The 17,872-nt window shown below is 49.2% G+C and carries 10 protein-coding genes; 9 read left to right on the forward strand and 1 reads right to left on the reverse strand.

Features of this window, described 5'->3' with window-relative positions; all coding sequences use genetic code 11:
* Nucleotides 1–176 precede the first annotated feature (176 nt).
* The 7 genes from LQZ19_RS12375 to LQZ19_RS12405 all read left to right on the forward strand — a co-directional run bounded on the left by LQZ19_RS12375 (nucleotide 177) and on the right by LQZ19_RS12405 (nucleotide 11,602).
* On the forward strand, nucleotides 177–1,472 hold the full coding sequence (locus LQZ19_RS12375) for a leucine-rich repeat domain-containing protein (RefSeq protein WP_411047980.1): 1,296 nt from the start codon (nucleotides 177–179) through the stop codon (nucleotides 1,470–1,472).
* A 45-nt stretch (nucleotides 1,473–1,517) separates the two neighbouring features.
* Nucleotides 1,518–1,931, forward strand: a complete 414-nt coding sequence (locus LQZ19_RS12380; RefSeq protein WP_411047981.1) for a hypothetical protein — start codon at nucleotides 1,518–1,520, stop codon at nucleotides 1,929–1,931.
* Nucleotides 1,928–2,356, forward strand: a complete 429-nt coding sequence (locus LQZ19_RS12385) for a hypothetical protein (RefSeq protein WP_411047982.1) — start codon at nucleotides 1,928–1,930, stop codon at nucleotides 2,354–2,356. Before LQZ19_RS12380 ends, LQZ19_RS12385 begins: the two co-directional genes overlap by 4 nt.
* A gap of 6 nt (nucleotides 2,357–2,362) precedes the next feature.
* A complete protein-coding gene (locus LQZ19_RS12390; protein ID WP_411047983.1) occupies nucleotides 2,363–2,755 on the forward strand; it encodes a hypothetical protein in 393 nt (130 codons plus the stop codon).
* Nucleotides 2,752–6,036, forward strand: coding sequence for a caspase family protein (locus tag LQZ19_RS12395; protein WP_411047984.1), 3,285 nt, complete (start codon nucleotides 2,752–2,754; stop codon nucleotides 6,034–6,036). The genes LQZ19_RS12390 and LQZ19_RS12395 overlap by 4 nt, the downstream gene beginning before the upstream one ends.
* A 150-nt stretch (nucleotides 6,037–6,186) precedes the next feature.
* Complete coding sequence (locus LQZ19_RS12400) at nucleotides 6,187–8,148, forward strand: leucine-rich repeat domain-containing protein (protein WP_411047985.1); 1,962 nt, start codon at nucleotides 6,187–6,189, stop codon at nucleotides 8,146–8,148.
* A 28-nt stretch (nucleotides 8,149–8,176) separates the two neighbouring features.
* Nucleotides 8,177–11,602, forward strand: a complete 3,426-nt coding sequence (locus LQZ19_RS12405; protein WP_411047986.1) for a CHAT domain-containing protein — start codon at nucleotides 8,177–8,179, stop codon at nucleotides 11,600–11,602.
* A 486-nt stretch (nucleotides 11,603–12,088) separates the two neighbouring features.
* Here the strand turns inward: LQZ19_RS12405 and LQZ19_RS12410 are convergent, their stop codons facing one another.
* A complete protein-coding gene (locus LQZ19_RS12410; protein ID WP_411047987.1) occupies nucleotides 12,089–12,667 on the reverse strand; it encodes a hypothetical protein in 579 nt (192 codons plus the stop codon).
* A gap of 186 nt (nucleotides 12,668–12,853) precedes the next feature.
* On the opposite strand from LQZ19_RS12410, the gene LQZ19_RS12415 reads away from it, so the two are divergent.
* Nucleotides 12,854–16,282: a caspase family protein gene (locus LQZ19_RS12415; protein WP_411047988.1), complete on the forward strand. Its 3,429-nt coding sequence runs from the start codon at nucleotides 12,854–12,856 to the stop codon at nucleotides 16,280–16,282.
* A 14-nt stretch (nucleotides 16,283–16,296) separates the two neighbouring features.
* Nucleotides 16,297–17,793, forward strand: coding sequence for a DUF4384 domain-containing protein (locus tag LQZ19_RS12420; RefSeq protein WP_411047989.1), 1,497 nt, complete (start codon nucleotides 16,297–16,299; stop codon nucleotides 17,791–17,793).
* The last annotated feature ends 79 nt before the right edge of the window (nucleotides 17,794–17,872 follow it).

The following is a 17,872-nucleotide window of genomic DNA, read 5'->3' on the forward strand; positions in this document are numbered from 1 at the left end:
AGGGGTTTTAAAAGAAAAAACCCCCTAAATTCCTTTTTTTTTTTAATTTTCCCCCCCCCCCCCCCCCCCCGTGTACAAATAAGTATATCTCAATCTATTCGAAAATTAACAGCCTCTTTTTTGCTTGGGATACCCATAAGCCTGAGGGCTTGTGAAATATTATACGGGGGATTTTTATGAAAAGATTGGGTTATGCGTGTGTATTGTTGTTTATCGGGCTGTGTTTTTGGGCCTGCGCTTCCGGACCGAAGACCGTGGGGAATACGGGGATACCGGTGAATGCGGTGGAGGATTTTGAGTTTAAAATAAAAAAGGATGTAGAAATTTATCGTAATGGAAAACGACAGGGGACAGAGACTCAGGCGACTATCACAGCTTATATCGGAACATCAAAAACGGTCGGCATTCCGGCAAAAATCAAAGGAGTCTCTGTAAGAAATATTGAGAAAGATGCATTTGCAAAGAAAGGATTAGTTGCTGTAGGTATTCCTGATACCGTTACTTTTATAAACCCCGGCGCATTTAGTGCCAATGAACTAACTGCCGTTATTATACCGGATTCCGTAGTTTCTTTGGGCGGTTTTGACGGCAACAAACTGACGAGTATAAATATCCCAAACGGAGTTATATCTATTAGGCCATTTGCATTTATGAACAATCAATTAACCAGCGTTACTATTCCGGAAGGTGTTAAAACCATAGGACAGCAAGCGTTTTCAGGCAACCGGTTAACCAGCGTTACTATTCCGGAAGGTGTTAAAACCATAGAATTGCAAGCGTTTTCAGGCAACCAGTTAACCAGCGTTACTATTCCGGAAGGTGTTAAAACCATAGAACGGGAAGCGTTTTCGGGTAACCAGTTAACCAGCGTTACTATTCCGGCAAGTGTTGAAACCATAGAGGATCTGGCATTTTCAGGCAACCAGTTAACCAGCCTTATTATTCCTGAAGGCGTTAAACGTATAGGATATGCCATTGTTTATAATAACAAAATCACCGGTCAACTGGTTATTCCTGACAGTGTTACTACCCTTGGATCAGGAAAAGTATATGGTACAGGGAATTCGCGTACTATTACCATCACCAGTGACCTTGTAGTTGGTTCGTCTCCTACCGTTTATATTCCGTCATCACTTTACGGTATACCTGTTACGGCAATAGGGGAAAAGGCATTTAAAGTTGACTCAAAAGAAATAGCTAGAATTGTTTTCCCGGCCACACTGATATCAATAGGCGACCATGCTTTTTATAAAAACGGAGATTCTGTTTTGGATTTAAAAAGTATTCAGGTTACCTGTCCGAATGATTATGTAAAGTCCTTGTGGGATAACTTTGTTTTAAAAGAAGCGGAGCTTGTTTTAAAAGAAGCGGAGCTTGCTGCAAAAAAAGCGGAAGAAGCACTGGAAAAAGAACATCAGGAATATCAGAGAAAGATAGAGGGACTTCAGAATCTGCGGAGAATACTAAACTAAAACTAACTTAAGTTAGCTATATTATTTTCAGAAAGGAGTTTACGGATGCAAAAGAAATTTCGCGGAATAGTAATGGGCCTTATGGCGCTGTTTCTTGTGGAAACCTTAAGCGGTTGTATTTCTATCACCGCCAAGCCTGGGGGGTACCCCTCGCCGCTTACCGGGGTTTGGGAAAGACGTGCTGACAGTGATGCTTTTCAAATGATTTTTAAGGATAATCAATATACTATCCTTAAAAACGGAACAGAAACCGAAAGTGGTTATTTTTCTTACACGGGAAACACGGCAGCCGGTTATCTTGTGGCTACAGTCAGTTTTTATTCTTCTCCTGAAAGTCCTACAATAAGAATAGAAAATTGTGAAATGTCCGCCAAAGCAGATGTTCTGTATATGGGTGGAATTTTCCTGGCGGGGACTTTACGGAACGCTCAAAAATGGACCAAGGAGCTTAAAAAATGAAGGAGATACCAATGAATGGCAAGCGGCTTTTCTTTAGCTTTTTCTTTTGTATTACCGCAGTTTGTTTGATAATTTCAGGATGCGCTTCTGTTCCGCCCGGAGTGGCGGAAGCCTTTGATGGCACATGGTCCGCTTCTGTTCCGATGAATGGATCACTTGGTCATACAAGCTATACATTCAATAAAAACACTTTTCTTTTGGAAAATGTTGAAAAAGCGACTACCCAAAAAATGAAGGGAACCTATTCTTGCAAAGACGGAAAAATAACACTTGCCGTAAAAGAAATGTATGATCCTCAAAAACGCCGGTTTAGATCTACTTCCATTATTAAACTTGAATTTATATCCAACTATTCGTTTACCTCCGATGGTTCACTCATTCTGGACGGCGGCATGGGACGGATGCTGTTGAAAAAAGAGGGTTGACACAAAATGCGAAAAAAATCGCTAACAGGCGTCACCGTTACGGCGCTGATCTTCACCCTGCTTTTCGCCGCCTGCGCCACAACAGGCGGGGCAAGCGGCGGCGCATCCTCCGTGGACAATAAATTGCTGGGAACCTGGAAAATCGATTTATTCGAGAACGGTACGGGCGTATTCGTAGAAACCTTCAAGGCGGACGGCACGGGATACGCCGATATATACGTGGGCGGCGTAAAAGAAAGCAGCGGCGGGTTTTATTATACCGCAACGGGCTCAAAGCTAAGCCTGCGTGACAGCGGCGGAACCACGGTCATGGACTATATCATCACCTCAGACGGAAAGGGCATCTCCATAAAAAATTGGCTGGGCCTGGGTACCGATGTAATAGGCGTTAAGGAATGAATGTCAAAAAAAGCGCTGCGGTAAAATACGCAGCGCTTCTGTTAATCCTTATGCTGCCCCTCCTTGGGTCCTGCGCCGGTCAAAATAATTTGAACCGGCGGGGCCTGAGCGTGGAGCAGAAAACTGACGTGGAGGTTTTTCCCCAGACCGGGCACAGCGATAGGGTGCAGGCTTTGGCCTACAGTCCTGACGGCAGCAGGATCGTCTCCGCGTCAAGGGACACCGCCCTCAAGGTGTGGGACACCGGAAGCGGCCGGGAATTGCGGACCCTCAGCGGTCATACCAAAGAAGTATTCTCGGTGGTCTACAGTCCCGATGGAAAGCGTATTGTTTCCGGGTCCGATGACAATACCCTTAAAATATGGGATGCGGAGAGCGGACGGGAACTGCGGACCCTTACCAGCCATGCCCTGGGGGTAAACGCCGCCGCCTGGAGCCCCGATGGGAAATACCTTGTTTCAGGTTCCCGGGATCATACTATTAAAATATGGGATGCGCTTACCGGGCAGGAACTGCGGACCCTGGGCGATTTTGGCAGAAGCGGCGTAGTGCAGGCCCTCGCCTGGAGCCCCGACGGAAAGCGGATCGTCTCCGGTTCCCTCAATAAAACTGTTAAGGTGTGGGATACGGCAAGCGGATTACTGCGGACCCTCTCCGGTCATACCGGGGAAGTTTACTTTACCGCCTACAGTCCCGATGGTTCTCGGATCATCTCCGGGTCCGATAGGGATGTTAAAATATGGGATGCGGAAACCGGGCGGGAACTGCGGACCATTGCCGCCTCCGGCAGGGGCTACAGCGCAGACGGCAAGCGGATTTTTTCCAGCAGCGGTTCAGTTTATGACATTGAAAGCGGCCGAAATCTGATGAACCTTTCGGGTATCGGGGCATATTCGGTGACCGTAAACTCCGATGGTACACGGCTGCTTTTCGGATCCGTCAAGGATATTTCGGAGTGGGATGCGGCAACCGGGCGGAAATTGCGGGAACTATCCGGGCATACCGAAGGTGTAAGCTCCGCAGCCTACAGTCCGGACGGAAAACGTATCGCCTCCGCTAATGCTGAATTTATAGGGCGCGATCATTCCATCAAGATATGGGACCTTGAAGGGGGCCGGGAAATTTTATCCCTCACCGGACATACCGGGGGAGTAAATGCCATAGCCTGGAGCCCCGATGGTAAGCGTATTGTTTCTGGTTCCGCAGATAGAACCATCAGGGTATGGGATGCCCAGACCGGACAGGAACTGGGGACCCTTGCCAGGGGGGTTTTGCCGGTTGATCGCGCGGCCTATAGTCCTGACGGAAAACGGATCATTTCCGAAATAGACGGCTACATTAAAATATGGGATGCGGAAAGCGGCAAGGAGCTGCTGTCCTTTGCCGGTCATACCCAGGGGGTAAAATCATTTTCCTACCGATCCGACGGGAAACGGTTTGTTACCGGTTCCGGAGAAAATACTATCAAAATATGGGATGCCCAGACCGGGCGGGAACTGCGGAGTCTTGTTGGAAAATCCAGCATGGCAACCGAATCGGCGGTGTACAGTCCCGATGGTAAGCGCATCATTTCCGGCGCCTGGAATGGAATCCGGGTGTGGGATGCGGAGACCGGACAGGAACTGCGGACCCTCTCCGGTCACACCAATCTTATACTGAGCCTGGCCTATGGCCCGGATAGCAAACGTATTGTTTCCGGTTCGGCAGATAATACTATCCGGGTGTGGGACGCAGAAAACGGAACGGAACTTTTAGACATCACCGGTAATACCGGCGAGATAAATTCGGTAAGTTTTAGTTCCGACGGAAAACGCCTTCTCTCAGGTTCCGCCGATGGTACTACCCGGATATGGGACGATGCCACGGGTAAGGAAGTAGTCCGGTTCCTCAGCTTTCCTGATGACGAAGAATTTATCGCTGCCAGCCGGGGGCTTACGGTGGAAATGCCGGAGCAGAGCGCCCAGGACCACGAATGGATATGCATTACCCCGGAAGGTTATTTTAACGCATCCCCCCGGGGAGGCGCATACCTCAACGTGCGGTCCGGCAACAACGTGTACAGCATAGACCAGTTCCGTTCTACCTTTTATAAGCCCGAAGCGGTAGCGGCGAATATCGCGGGCAAGCCCTATAAGGCGGACCTCACCATTCAGGATGCCGCATCTATCCTCCCTCCAACGGTTACCATACAATCCCCCCTGGCGGGAAGCAGTGTTACTGCGGGGATCGCAAATCTTTCCGTTACCATAAGCGACCGGAACCGGCCCATTCAGAGCATCAAGATCCTGGTAAACGGTACGCTCCTGGGGCGGGATGAATTAAGCGCAGTTACCGGAGACAACGGTCTTGTGGCGGAGAAGGCAAGCCTCTCGGTTACCGGGGGCCGCAAAAGTCTGAACTTTCAGGTTCCGGTAAACCTGTATCCGGGGCGGAACATCATAGAAGTTGCCGCCTTTAATGGCAATTCGGATACCATGAAAATAACGGAGATCACCTGGCAAACCCAGGCCGGGCAGCAGATCGCCCTCCCCAATCTCTGGATACTCGCCGTTGGGGTAAACCAATACGACAACGCCGATTCCCGTCCGGGGGGATTAAAAAACCTGAACTTCTGCGTCAACGATGCCCGGGAGATCATCAACTCCTTTAAAAGTCAGGAGGGCAAACGTTATGGAAGGGTGAACAGCCTCCTGATTGCCGATGATTCCGCCGTAACGCCCACCGCCGGAAACATCCGCAGCAACCTGCAATTCTTTTCCGGAGCCGGTCCCCGTGATGTGATCCTCTTTTTCCTTGCGGGACACGGGATCAGTGACCGTACGGGACGCTTTTTCTTCCTCCCCCGTGACGCCGCTTTTAACGCCGACGGTTCAATTAACAGCGACAGTGCAATCAGCACCGACGACATCGTTTCCGTGCTGGGCGAACCGGGCAACCGGCTGGTCTTTATCGACGCCTGTCAATCCGGCGGCGTGGACAGCAACCAGCTCATCTCTTCCCTAATGAACAGCAATGCTTTTGTGTTTTCCGCAAGCAAGGCCGATGAATACTCAAATGAAGATGCCGCCTGGCAGCATGGAGCCTTTACCTACAGCATCATCAGTGAACTACAGGGAGCGGGGTCAGCAAGATCCATCGGGAGCCTTGGCATGTTGCAGTTGAGCAGCTTTGTTACAAACGGAGTCGTCCGCCTTACCAACGACCGTAATAAGTACTGGCCCCAGCACCCAAAAGCCTACTACCAGGGGTACCACGACTTCCCGGTAGCGGAAATCAGATAAGGAAGCAGGAGCAGAGCCAGAGGAATTAGGCCATAGTATGTATAAATATATATTTTGATTTATTTGAAGATTAACGGCTTCTTTCTCTTTTTCGCGTGGGATACACATAAGTCTTTTGAGGGCTTGTGAAACATTATACGGAGGATTTTTATGAAGAGATTGGGTTATGCGGGCGTATTATTATTTATTGGATTGTTTTTGACCTGCGCTTCCGGACCGAAGACTGGGGGGGATACCAGTGGAGATTTTAAGTTTAGAATACGGGAGGAAGGGAAAAAGAAGGAGGTGACTATTACGGGTTATATCGGAACATCAAAAACAGTCAACATTCCGGCAAAAATCAAAGGGACCCCCGTAAGAGAAATTGGGTCCAAAGCATTTTCAAAGAAAGAATTGGTTGCTGTAACTATTCCTGATACCCTTACCTCCATTGGCGATGAAGCTTTTAGGGAAAATCAGTTAACCAATGTGGTTATACCCGGCAGTATTAAAACAATAGGAAAATCCGCCTTTTCCGAAAACCAGCTTACCGGAGTTACCATTCCTGAAGGCGTAACAACGATAGGTGAATGGGCGTTTTCTAAAAACCTGCTCACCGAAGTCATCATTCCTGAAAGTGTTACTTCCATTGGCGCTTACGCGTTTCAGGAAAATCAATTAGCTAGTGTTACTATTCCCCATGGCATTACAACTATTGAACCTCAAATATTTTATAAAAACAAATTATCAAATATAACCATTCCTGAAGGTGTAACAACGATAGGAACTTTCGCTTTTGCTGAAAACCAGCTTACCGGAGTCGTCATCCCTGAAAGTGTTACTACTATTAATGTCGCAGCATTTCAGGATAATAAATTAGCCAATATTGTTATACCCGGCAAAGTAACTTATCTTTCCGGATTTAATAAAAATCAGTTGACCAGCATTGTCATACCTGGCAGCGTTACCGTTTTAGGAGAATTTGCCTTTGCCGGAAACCAGTTGACAGACGTTTCCATTCCCGAAAGCGTAACTGCGGTTTATGACACCGCCTTCAATGCCAATAAACTAACCAATTTCAGATTTCCGGACCGCATCACTAATATAAGCAATTTTATTATATCCTACAACGGTGAAGGCGCTTCCCGAACCATTACTATAACCGGCTATGCAGGGCAGAACAAGAATATCAATATTCCCTCCCAGTTGAACCAGACGCCTGTTAAGGAAATCGGGCCAGGTGCATTTGAAAACAAGGAAATCGAAAGCATAACTATCGCTAATGGAATAAGTTCCGTTGCAATTAAGGCATTTGCGAATAATACCTTAAAAGAAATTATACTTCCCGATAGCGTAAATTCTCTTGGTTTTGCATCCTTCTTTAGCACCGCAAATCAGTTGAAAGAATTGGCGAGTGCATTATCCTCTAGATTTGCCACATCCGGTAAAACAAGTGTGCCCGAAACTGCCATTACCATCGGCCCGGGTCTCAATCTTGAGGGTATGCCCTTTAATTATGAATTTGAGGTCGCCTATGCAAACAATGATAGACAAAAGGGTAAGTATGTATTTACCAACGGTATTTGGAAATTTGGCAACCGCGCACTTCAGGCCAAATACAGGTTTATTCCAAAGGAACAGCTTGAATACGAAGTAACCGGGCAGGGTGATTCCCGATCAATAACCATCACAAAATATAAAGGCACCGCTACTGCTGTAGCCATTCCTGACAAAATAGATAATATTCCGGTAAAAGTTATTGGAGCCCGCTCTTTTGGTGATAAGGGATTAAAATCCGTTATTATTCCGGAAGGGGTTACTTCAATAGGGCAATCCGCATTTAGCGGTAATCCGCTGGAAAATATCACACTTCCTCAAAGTGTCCGGTCTATTGAATTTATGGCCTTTACAATGAGTCCGGAAGATATCTTATATATTCTTACAAATAGAAAGATGCCCTACTCAATTAGAATTACCATAGGCTCCGGCGTCAAACTGGCAAAAGATCTGATCCCGGAATTACGTGATGCGGTTTCCTTTGGTGAATTTGATTCCATTTATATAAACCAGGCAGGAAGGAAGGCGGGAGTATACGGAATAGATAAAAAAGACGGCAGATGGTATTCGGAATAACGCGACTTCGTCAGACAGGGAGGCAGGCATGTTTAAAAGAGTGAGTAAAGCGGCATTTTGTATGTTTTTTCTTGTAACCCTTGGCTTTTTACATGCCGGGCCTGAAGAAGTTTTATCTTATTACAATCGCGGTTATAATCATGCGGCGAAAAAAGAATACGATAACGCCATAGAGAATTTCACTCAGGCCCTCAGGCTTGATCCAAATTTTTTCCCCGCATATGTTCAGCGCGGACAGTCTTACAGCCGCAGCGGTGATTATGAAAAAGCCCTTGCTGACTTTAATACGGCGCTCAGGTTAACACCGGATTCATTTGAAGCCTATTATTTTCGTGGTATGGCATATTACCGTAAAAACGATTATGACCGGGCTATCGCGGACTTTACTCAATCAATTCGGCTTAATCCGAATAATGCCGGAACCTATTATACCCGGAGTGTTATGTACAACTTAAAAGGGGAAATGGAAAAAGGCATTGAAGATCTTACCCAGGCAATCAGAATCAAGCCGGATATTATTTATTATTTTGAGCGTGCTTTGGTATATGGAAAAATAAAGGAGCATGACAAGGCTATTGCAGACTATACGCGGGTAATTGGACTCGATCCGAATTCTGTTGATGCTTATAACGAGCGAGGTCTTGAATTCCGGGATAAGGGTGAATACAAATCGGCCTTAGAAGATTTCAACTATGCCATTAGGCTCGATCCGAATTCTGCGGAATTTTATTTTAATCGTGCCAATGTACATTCAGATTTAAAAGATTATGACAGGGCCATAGCGGATTTAGGTCAGGTCATAAGACTTAAGCCGAACGATAACTTTGCCTATAACAATCGTGGTATTGCATATATGGACAAGGGTGAATATGATCACGCGCTGGAAGATTTTAACAGAGCTCTCGGGATTGAACCGAATTATGCCTCTGCCTATCATAATCGCGGTGAGACATACCGGAAAAAGGGTAATTATGATCGGGCAATAGAAGACTATACTCAGGCCCTTAGGGTAAATCCGAATTTTTCCCTGCCCTATAATAGCCGCGGAAATGCGTATCGGGAAAAAGGTGATAATAGCCGTGCTTTGGCGGACTTTACCCAGGCTATCAGAATAGATCCGGTATATGCCGAAGCATATCAAAACCGGGGTATTGTATATGGTATAAGCGGCGACAAAGAAAAGGCTATAGCGGATTTTTCCCAGGCAATAAGAATAAACCCCAACTTTTCCGAAACCTATAGTAACCGGGGAGCAGTATATAGGGGGACAGGCGAATTTGAAAAAGCGTTAGCGGATTTTAACCAGGCCCTTAGACTCAATCCGGGCAATGGCGATATTTACCGTAACCGGGGCCTTCTTTACAGTGAGCAAGGCCAAACGGAAAGGGCAATAGCAGACTTTACCCAAGAGATTCGGCTTAATACGGAACGCGAAGGCGCTTATATTGCCCGTGCCCGCGAATATGAAAAGCAAAAGGAAACAGGAAAGGCTATCGCAGATTATTCCCAGGCAATAAAGATCAATCCAAATGCTCCGCTGGCCTATCAGGGACGCGGCCGCTTAAATATTTTATACAATAATATGGATCAGGGGTTTGAAGACTTGGGAAAATTCTTAGCGGTTCTTGATTCAGTCATTAATTTCAATGAAGCTCTGGATTTTTCCTGGATGTTTGCGGATTCAATTTATGCATCTTATCCCTATCTTGAACGTGACAAAACCAACCCGTATGTTACGCGATATATTGACATGTCTCGGCAGGGTGTTTCTTTAGGAATACGCAAGGCTGAATTATTGCGAAGCGGACTTGGATCGCGCAGTTCCGAATTAACATCCCGGCGTCTCTACCTCTATTATGCGGGGGTGGATCTTGAATCCCATTTTGGCAACGGAGAAGCGGCTTTTATTTATTCAGAATCCCTGCGCAGCCGCGGTTTTTTGGAACAGTTGGGAACCGAGGCTGCCCTGCGCCTTCCCGGTATTACCGCAAACGAACGTAGGTCCATACAGGAATTGATCGAACGCAGAGACATACGGCAAACCGTATTAAACAATTATAGCGAAAAGAATCTTGAACTTGACGCCAAATATGCCGAAGCGGGATTACAACTTACCGAAGCAGAAAACCGGCTTACCGCCCTGGACGCCGAAATCGGTAAACGTATTCCCCGCTATGCTGAATTACGGAACCCAAAACCTGTAGATATTGCAAAAGCCAAAGCCTATTGCGGGGATGACCGGGTCGTTCTGGAATATGTACTTTGGGATAATTCTATTGATTACAATGGCAAAAATCGTCCGTCCATCAATTCCTACTGCCTGGTTTTATCAAAAAACGGCGTAACTCCGGTTCAACTTGATCCTTCTTTTGATTATCTTAAATCTATCAACGATCTGAGAAGCCAAATAATAAATGATGAAAACCGTTCCCGCGGCCTTAGTGTTATAACTCCCTCGGATCAGGGACAGTTTGAAAGTACCCTGAATGTCTTATACGACAAACTTATCAAGCCGGTACTTCCCCGCATTCCGGCGAATATAAAAAACATAGTCATCGTTCCCGATGGGCCGCTCATGTATCTGCCCTTTGACGTTTTGCGGGAAAATAAGGACAAGCCTGAGTTCGGCGAAACCTACCGGCTCTCTCTATCGCCCTCGGTTTCGGTAAGTGTTCTTGCAGCGAAAACCGGCGTGCGGCGGAACGAACCGCTCCTGGCCTTTGGGGGCGCGGTATACGACCGGAACAGCGCTTCATCCGACCGGGGAAATCGGGGGTATGTAAGCGCAGGGAACGGCAGGGGCATCACCGTAGAAGGAAACGCCTATGACGGAGGAGCGGGGCAGTATTACACGGACAGGATACGCTGGCTCAATCTTCCCGGTACGGAGGCCGAGGTAAGGGGGCTTTTAAGCCTGACCTCCGCACAAGGCAGGTCCGCAATTTTTACCGGCAGGGATGTCAGTGAAGCGAAGGTAAAGGAACTATCCGGCAGCGGAACCCTGCGGAATTATCCCGTCATACATTTTGCCTGTCACGGATATTTTAACGAAGAAGTTCCCGCCATGTCGAGCATTGTTTTTTCCGAAGTCTCCGGGTTTGTAAACACTGCGGAGGACGGTTATTTAACCATACCGGAAATCGCTCTGCTTAATATGGATGCCCGTATGGTGGTACTGTCTGCCTGCGAGACCGGACTTGCGCAGGTTAAACGGGGCGACGGCATGGTGGGTCTTGCGCGATCCTTTCTGGTAGCGGGAGCGGAAAATGTCGGGGTAAGCCTCTGGTCCATTAGTGATACGGCCACGGTAGAGTTTATGTCCCGGCTATACCGCGGGGTCATTCAGCAGGGGATGAGTTTCCGGGACGCCTATTATGTTGTCCGGAACGAATTCAGACATGACCCCAAGTGGTCCCACCCGTATTACTGGGCGGCCTTTACCCTGTACGAGTAAATTACCATTGGTAATGAATGTAATGACCGCAGTATCCGAAAGCCGCATCAGGGCTTTGAACAAGTCATCGAAAATCTGATTTTGGTTTTGGGCTATTCTGTGGGCCATTTGGTCCCTCCGCCCGTAATAGGGGACGAGGGTGGTTTTTTGCTTGAGTCTTGATGAAAAAAAGTGAAAAAATCACTAACTAAAAACCGATCACGAAGAAATTTTTAACCGCGAAGGACACGAAGGCGAAAAAGAGGAAGGAAAGGGGGGAAACATGAGATTTCCGGTATTTCCATCCCTTTTTTCTTCTTCTTTTTTATTTGTGGATCAAGTTTAGCTCCCCAGGCTGCAAAAAAACTTCCCAAAACGCCTATTCTATGCTATAATCCCGTAATGATTGACTTTACCGATAAAATAGCGTAATGTTTAAAGTGCCACCTGGGGAGGCGGCATTGTAGCCTCCTCTGCCGATCCCAGCCCGAAAGGGCTGGGTGATTTTTATGTTCCCACGATGGCCCGCAGTTCGGCATAGGTCCAAGAATAGAGTTCTTCAGTTGGTTCAAAAAAACAAATACAACGGCCCTCATCGGTTGAATTCTTGAGTTCTCCGGCTAATTTTGCCTTAATACTGTCCACGCTGAATGGGGTATATACCCTAAGAAAAACCGAATGGTGGGCTGTAATGCCGTGTTTTTTGAGCAGGGATCGGCCCTGTTTGTACCCGCGCCGGAAAGACTTGCCAAGGGTGGCCCTGTTCCCGGATATAGTTTTTAGCTCGACAACAGCGCCGTCTATCACGGTGTCGGCGTGCATATTGTGAATAAAGTCATCTTCGCTTTCCTCTTCGTCCTTTGTCTGTTCGGGGAGAAAATAGGCAACACTGCCCCGATTGGTTAATAGCCTGACGTGGGATATTTCCCGGTATAGTTTGGATTGCTCCTTGTGGCCTCCGCCGAGACGGGATTTGGCTATCCAGATATTAGGCTCCTTCTGCACCCATTCCTCACCCGGGAAGAGGACGGCGGCCAATTTGTGGGATATTTCGGCGTTGGATGAGAATCCGGAAGCGGTTTCCATAAGGTTATTGTAGCCGGGAAACAGAGACAGGACTAGAGGAATTAGAAGAATGCCAGGTAAAACAGGCGCCTAGCGCCTATTTCGACATCACGATGGAGCCAAAGCCCCCCCTATGTCTGCAAAAAAACTTCCCAAAGCGCCTATCCTATGCTATAATCCCGTAATCGGACGCAAAAAGGGGACGGCATGGTGAAAGTACGCTCTTGGGGCTTGCGGATACTCGTGGGCGTGGCGCTTGCGGCGGCTCTGGCGGCCTGTGCGGGGGGCGCGGCGGCGCGGACGACTGGCCCGGTGAAAGCGGCGGATACGGCGGCGTCTGCAGGAAGCGCGGCAAGGTCTGAAGAAGCATCTCCGGCGCGCGCGCGGGGGCTGGAAGTGGAAGACCCGGCCCAGGACGTGACGGTGTTCCCGCAGCTGGGACATAGTGGGTCAATTTGGTCATTCGCCTTTAGTCCTGACGGTAAGCATATTGTCTCCGGTTCATTTGATAAAACCATCAAGATATGGGACGTGGAAACCAGGCGTGAGCTGCGTACTCTTTCAGGCCATAGCAGCATTGTTGAGGCAGTTGCCTATAGTCCCGATAGCAGGCGGATTATTTCCGGTTCTTATGGTACCATCAAGGTGTGGGACGCAGAAACCGGGCGTGAGCTGCGTACCCTTTCAAGGCATGGTACCCAATTTACTTTAGTTGCCGTCAGCCCCGATGGCAAGCGGATTATCTCCGGTTCTAATGCCAGAACCATCAAGGTATGGGACATGGAAACCGGGCGCGAGCTACGTACTCTTTCAGGCCATAGTGAAAACATTATGTCAGTCACCTTTAGTCCCGATAGCAGACGGATAATCTCCGGTTCATCTGATAATACCATCAAGATATGGGATGCGGAAACAGGAAGCGAGCTGCGTACCCTTTCAGGCCATAGTAAAGCCGTTAATTCAGTCGCCGTTAGTCCCGATGGCAGGCGGGTAATCTCCGGTTCATCGGATAAAACTGTCAAGATATGGGATGCGGAAACGGGGAGCGAGCTGCGTACTTTTTCAGGCCATCCGGAAGCGGTTAAAGTAGTCGCCGTTAGTCCCGACGGCAGGAGGATCTCTGGTTCTGGTACTGTTACCATCAAGGCATGGGATGCTGAAACAGGACGTGAGCTGCAAACCCATACATATAGTGAGAGTGGTTATATTAAATTAAATGATGGCAGATGGTTTATATTCGATGCCGGATATAACTTCCAAATGTGGGACACTGATACCTATAATAAACTACGTTCTTTTTCTAAAAAAAATTGTAACGAGATTTATTCTGTCGCTTCCAGTCACGATGGTAAACGGATAATCTCTAGTTCTATGAATTTTGACATCAAAGTGTGGGACACAGAAACAGGGCGCGAGCTGCGTACTCTTTTTGGACATCAGGGTAGTCTAATTCGCTCGGTCGCATTCAGCCCTGACGATAAACGGATTATCTCCGGTTCACATTATACAGTTGAAGTGCTGGATGCGGAATCGGGGCGCAGGTTACGTACCTTTTCAGGGCATAGCGCCTTCGTTCACTCTGTCGCCTTCAGCTCCGACGGTAGACGAATAATCTCCGGTTCAAAGGATAGGACTATCAAGCTATGGGATGCAGAATCGGGGCGCGAGCTGTACACCCTTTCAGACCATAATGGCAGTGTTAGTTCAGTCGCCATTAGTCCCGATGACAGGTGGATTATCTCCGGTTCATCGGATAAAACCGTCAAAATATGGGACATGGAAACAGGGCGTGAGTTGCGTACCCTTTCAGGCCATAATGACGGTGTTAATTCGGTCGCCTTCAGTCCTGATGGCAGGCGGATTATTTCCGGTTCAAAGGATGGGACCATCAAGCTATGGGATGCAGAAATAGGACGTGAATTGCAAACCCTTTCAGGCCATAATGACGGCGTTAATTCGGTCGCCTTTAGTCCCAGCGGCAAGTGGATAATCTCCGGTTCATGGGATAATACCATCAAGCTGTGGGATGCGGAGAGCGGACGTGAGCTACGTACCTTTTCAGGACATAGCTATCCTGTTAATTCAGTTGCCTTCAGTCTCGATGGCAAGCAAATTATCTCCGGTTCTGCAGACGGTACTACCCGCATCTGGGACGCTGCCACCGGCAAAGAAATCACCCAGTTAGTCGCCTTCACCGGTGCGGACTCAGGCCTCGCCGCCGCTTCCCGGGGCCTCACCGTGGAAACCGTAGAACAAGCCTCCGCTATTAATGGCGAGTGGGTCTGCATCACCCCGGACGGCTACTACCAGGCTTCCCCCCGCGGCGACCGCTACCTCAACGTGCGTGTTGGCAACGAAGTCTACGGTATCGACCAGTTCAGCGAAACCTTCTACAACCCGCAGCTCATCCAGGCCCGTCTTGCGGGCGAAAGCGGCGCGGAGTTCCTCACGGGCAAGACGGCCAACATACAGAACGCAGCCGCCATGATCCCGCCTACTGTTACCATACAATCCCCGGTAAGCGGCCAAACCACCGCAACCGGCACAGCAACGCTGGCGGTTTCTGTTGCCGACCGGAACCAGCCCATCAGAAACATCAAGGTCATGGTGAATGGGCGGCTTGTGGGGCGGGACGAGTTCAAAACCGTTACCGGCAGTTCCGCCCTCACTGTGGAGAAGGCCAGCCTCGGCGTTACGGGTGACACAAAGAGTGTTCAGTTTCAGTTTACCGTCAACCTTGACCCCGGTGAAAACACCATAGACGTGGTTGCCTTCAACGATAACGCCTATGAGCAAAAGACAAGCACAGTAACATGGACGGCGGGTAATCAAAAGCCGAGCCTGCCGAACCTGTGGATACTTGCCATCGGCGTAAACCAGTACGACAACGCTGGCACACCGCGTTTGCCCGGCTTGGCCAACCTGAACTTCTGCGCCAATGACGCAAAGACCATCATCGACACCTTCAAATTACAGGAGGGCAAACGTTACGGCAAAGTAAACGGCCTGCTCATTGCCGATGGCGGGACCATGACGCCCACCGCCGCGAATATCCGCGATAATCTGAAGTTTCTCGAACAAGCCGGTCCCCGTGATGTGGTATTGCTCTTTTTGGCGGGCCATGGCATCATAGACAGGGCCGGAACCTTCTGCTTCCTCCCCCGCGATGCGGTTCTCTCCGCCGACAGAATTACTAACCAGGTAGGAAATACCGTTTCCTATGCGAACATCACCGCCGACCGTTCGAGGGTTATTGTCAACGACGAACTGCTCACCGTGCTGGACGCTCCGGGGAACCGGCTCGTGTTCATAGACGCCTGCCAATCCGGCGGTGTTGACAGCGCCCAGATGATACGCGCCCTTATGAACAGCAATGCGGTGGTGTTTGCTTCGAGCCAGGGTAACGAGTTCTCCTATGAGGATGACCCGAAATCTATCCGGTGGAACTCCCACGGGGCCTACACCTACAGCATCATTCAGGGGGTGACGGGGACAGCGCAGCGGCAAACGGGAACTTTAACAATGGTACAGTTAAGCGATTATGTATTGCAGGAAGTTACCCGCATTACCGGCGGCAGGCAGCATCCGCGCCTGGATACAAAATTTTTCTTCGATTTTCCCATTGTGCAAAAATAATTAAGGAGCGTTTCATGAAAAAATTCGCAGTATTACTAAGTATAACAGTCTTAACCCTGGCCGCCTGCGCCTCCCAAAAGTCCGCTGTCCCGGACTCCGCGCCTGCTCCCGCTCCGGTCTATTCCGAAAACAGCCTGACCCTGGACGCCGCCATCTCCGATGCGTCAGCCTATTTTTCCGAAAAACTACCCAAAGGTTCCAACCTGGCAATCACCGGATTTGAAGCGGAAACCAAAAACATCTCCGACTATATTTTTGAAGAACTGTGGAACAATTTTGAAAACGCAAAAAGCTTTGTCATGGTAGACCGGCGGAACCTGGAACAGATACGCGCGGAACTGAACTACCAGGCTTCGGGGGAAGTCAGCGATGAATCCGCCCGGTCCATCGGGCAGCATTACGGTCCCCAGACCATCGTCTACGGGCGTATGACCCGGCTGGGCAACGAATACCGCCTGGTGATCTACGCCACCGATGTTGAACACGCCAGCAGCAGTATGCGCGCCCTGAATGTGCGCCCCGATACCCGGTTGACCGGCTTACTGGACTCAGGTTCCGGCGCCCAAAACGGGCTGGACGCGGAAATCGACCGGGCAGTGGCGGCCATGGGCCGGAATGTCAACCAGCGCTTGAAAGTAGGCATAGGCAGGATAAGTCTTAACGGCGGCGGAACCGTAACGAGCCTTTCGGATTATCTGAAACGCAACATAGCTATCAGCGCCTCCCGGCAGCAGGAAAAGTACCTTATCGTCAGTGATAGTGTGAGCAGCGAATTTGCCGCAGCATCGGTAGACCGGCGGGGCATAGCCGTTGAAGGGCCGGGGGCGGCAGTGCAGAGCCTGGTGGTGGGGAGCTTCTCCCCCCAGGGCAGGGACGCGGAGGTCTCCCTCCAGCTCATTTCCACCGCCCGTGACAGCGCCGTCCTCGGCTCCGCCAAATTTGTCATCCCCGCGGATGAACTGGGTAAAAGGAACCTTTCGGTGCTGCCCCTTAAAAATAATGCGGTCATTTCCCAGGCGGAGTTTGACGCCAAACAGGCGGCCATTGCCCTCTACGACGGCAGGAACAATGCCTTTACCTTTACGGTCACCCCCGACGATTTGGACGGCGTTTATTACGATGATGAATTTATGACCCTGCGCATTTACGCTGAAAGAAACTGTTACTTTAAGATAACCCATATTGACGTGGAGGGAAACGCCCAGGTCATTTACCCAACCGTTGCGCAGGACAACAACTCCATCAATGCAGGGGAAACACGGCGCATACCGGATAATACCCGGTTCAGGATGACCCAGCCCTACGGCGAAGAGTACATCCTGGTCGCGGCCTACGAAAGGCCCTTTACGCTTACCCAGAGCAACACCCGGGGCAGCGCCCCCGTCTCCGGTTCCGTCATTGCCCGGGGCATCCTTGTGGAAGCCTCAGGCGGCCCGGCTTCCGGCGACCGAGTCGAAATCCGTCCCGTGGCGACCGCCAAATTCAGCTATACCATTTTACCCAGGCAATAATGGCCCTCGTCCGTGGTTGAATTTTGAATTCCGGTCCTTCCCCCTTGCGTTTTTTGCTCCCCTTGGCTAGTATATAATA

This window comes from Treponema primitia, assembly GCF_046533075.1.
Classification (GTDB): Bacteria; Spirochaetota; Spirochaetia; order Treponematales; family Breznakiellaceae; genus Termitinema; species Termitinema primitia_B.

Coding starts and splice junctions, on each gene's coding strand:
- LQZ19_RS12375 (WP_411047980.1), top strand. CDS start 177: ATGAAAAGATTGGGTTATGCGTGTGTATTGTTGTTTATCGGGCTGTGT.
- LQZ19_RS12380 (WP_411047981.1), top strand. CDS start 1,518: ATGCAAAAGAAATTTCGCGGAATAGTAATGGGCCTTATGGCGCTGTTT.
- LQZ19_RS12385 (WP_411047982.1), top strand. CDS start 1,928: ATGAAGGAGATACCAATGAATGGCAAGCGGCTTTTCTTTAGCTTTTTC.
- LQZ19_RS12390 (WP_411047983.1), top strand. CDS start 2,363: ATGCGAAAAAAATCGCTAACAGGCGTCACCGTTACGGCGCTGATCTTC.
- LQZ19_RS12395 (WP_411047984.1), top strand. CDS start 2,752: ATGAATGTCAAAAAAAGCGCTGCGGTAAAATACGCAGCGCTTCTGTTA.
- LQZ19_RS12400 (WP_411047985.1), top strand. CDS start 6,187: ATGAAGAGATTGGGTTATGCGGGCGTATTATTATTTATTGGATTGTTT.
- LQZ19_RS12405 (WP_411047986.1), top strand. CDS start 8,177: ATGTTTAAAAGAGTGAGTAAAGCGGCATTTTGTATGTTTTTTCTTGTA.
- LQZ19_RS12410 (WP_411047987.1), bottom strand. CDS start 12,667: ATGGAAACCGCTTCCGGATTCTCATCCAACGCCGAAATATCCCACAAA.
- LQZ19_RS12415 (WP_411047988.1), top strand. CDS start 12,854: ATGGTGAAAGTACGCTCTTGGGGCTTGCGGATACTCGTGGGCGTGGCG.
- LQZ19_RS12420 (WP_411047989.1), top strand. CDS start 16,297: ATGAAAAAATTCGCAGTATTACTAAGTATAACAGTCTTAACCCTGGCC.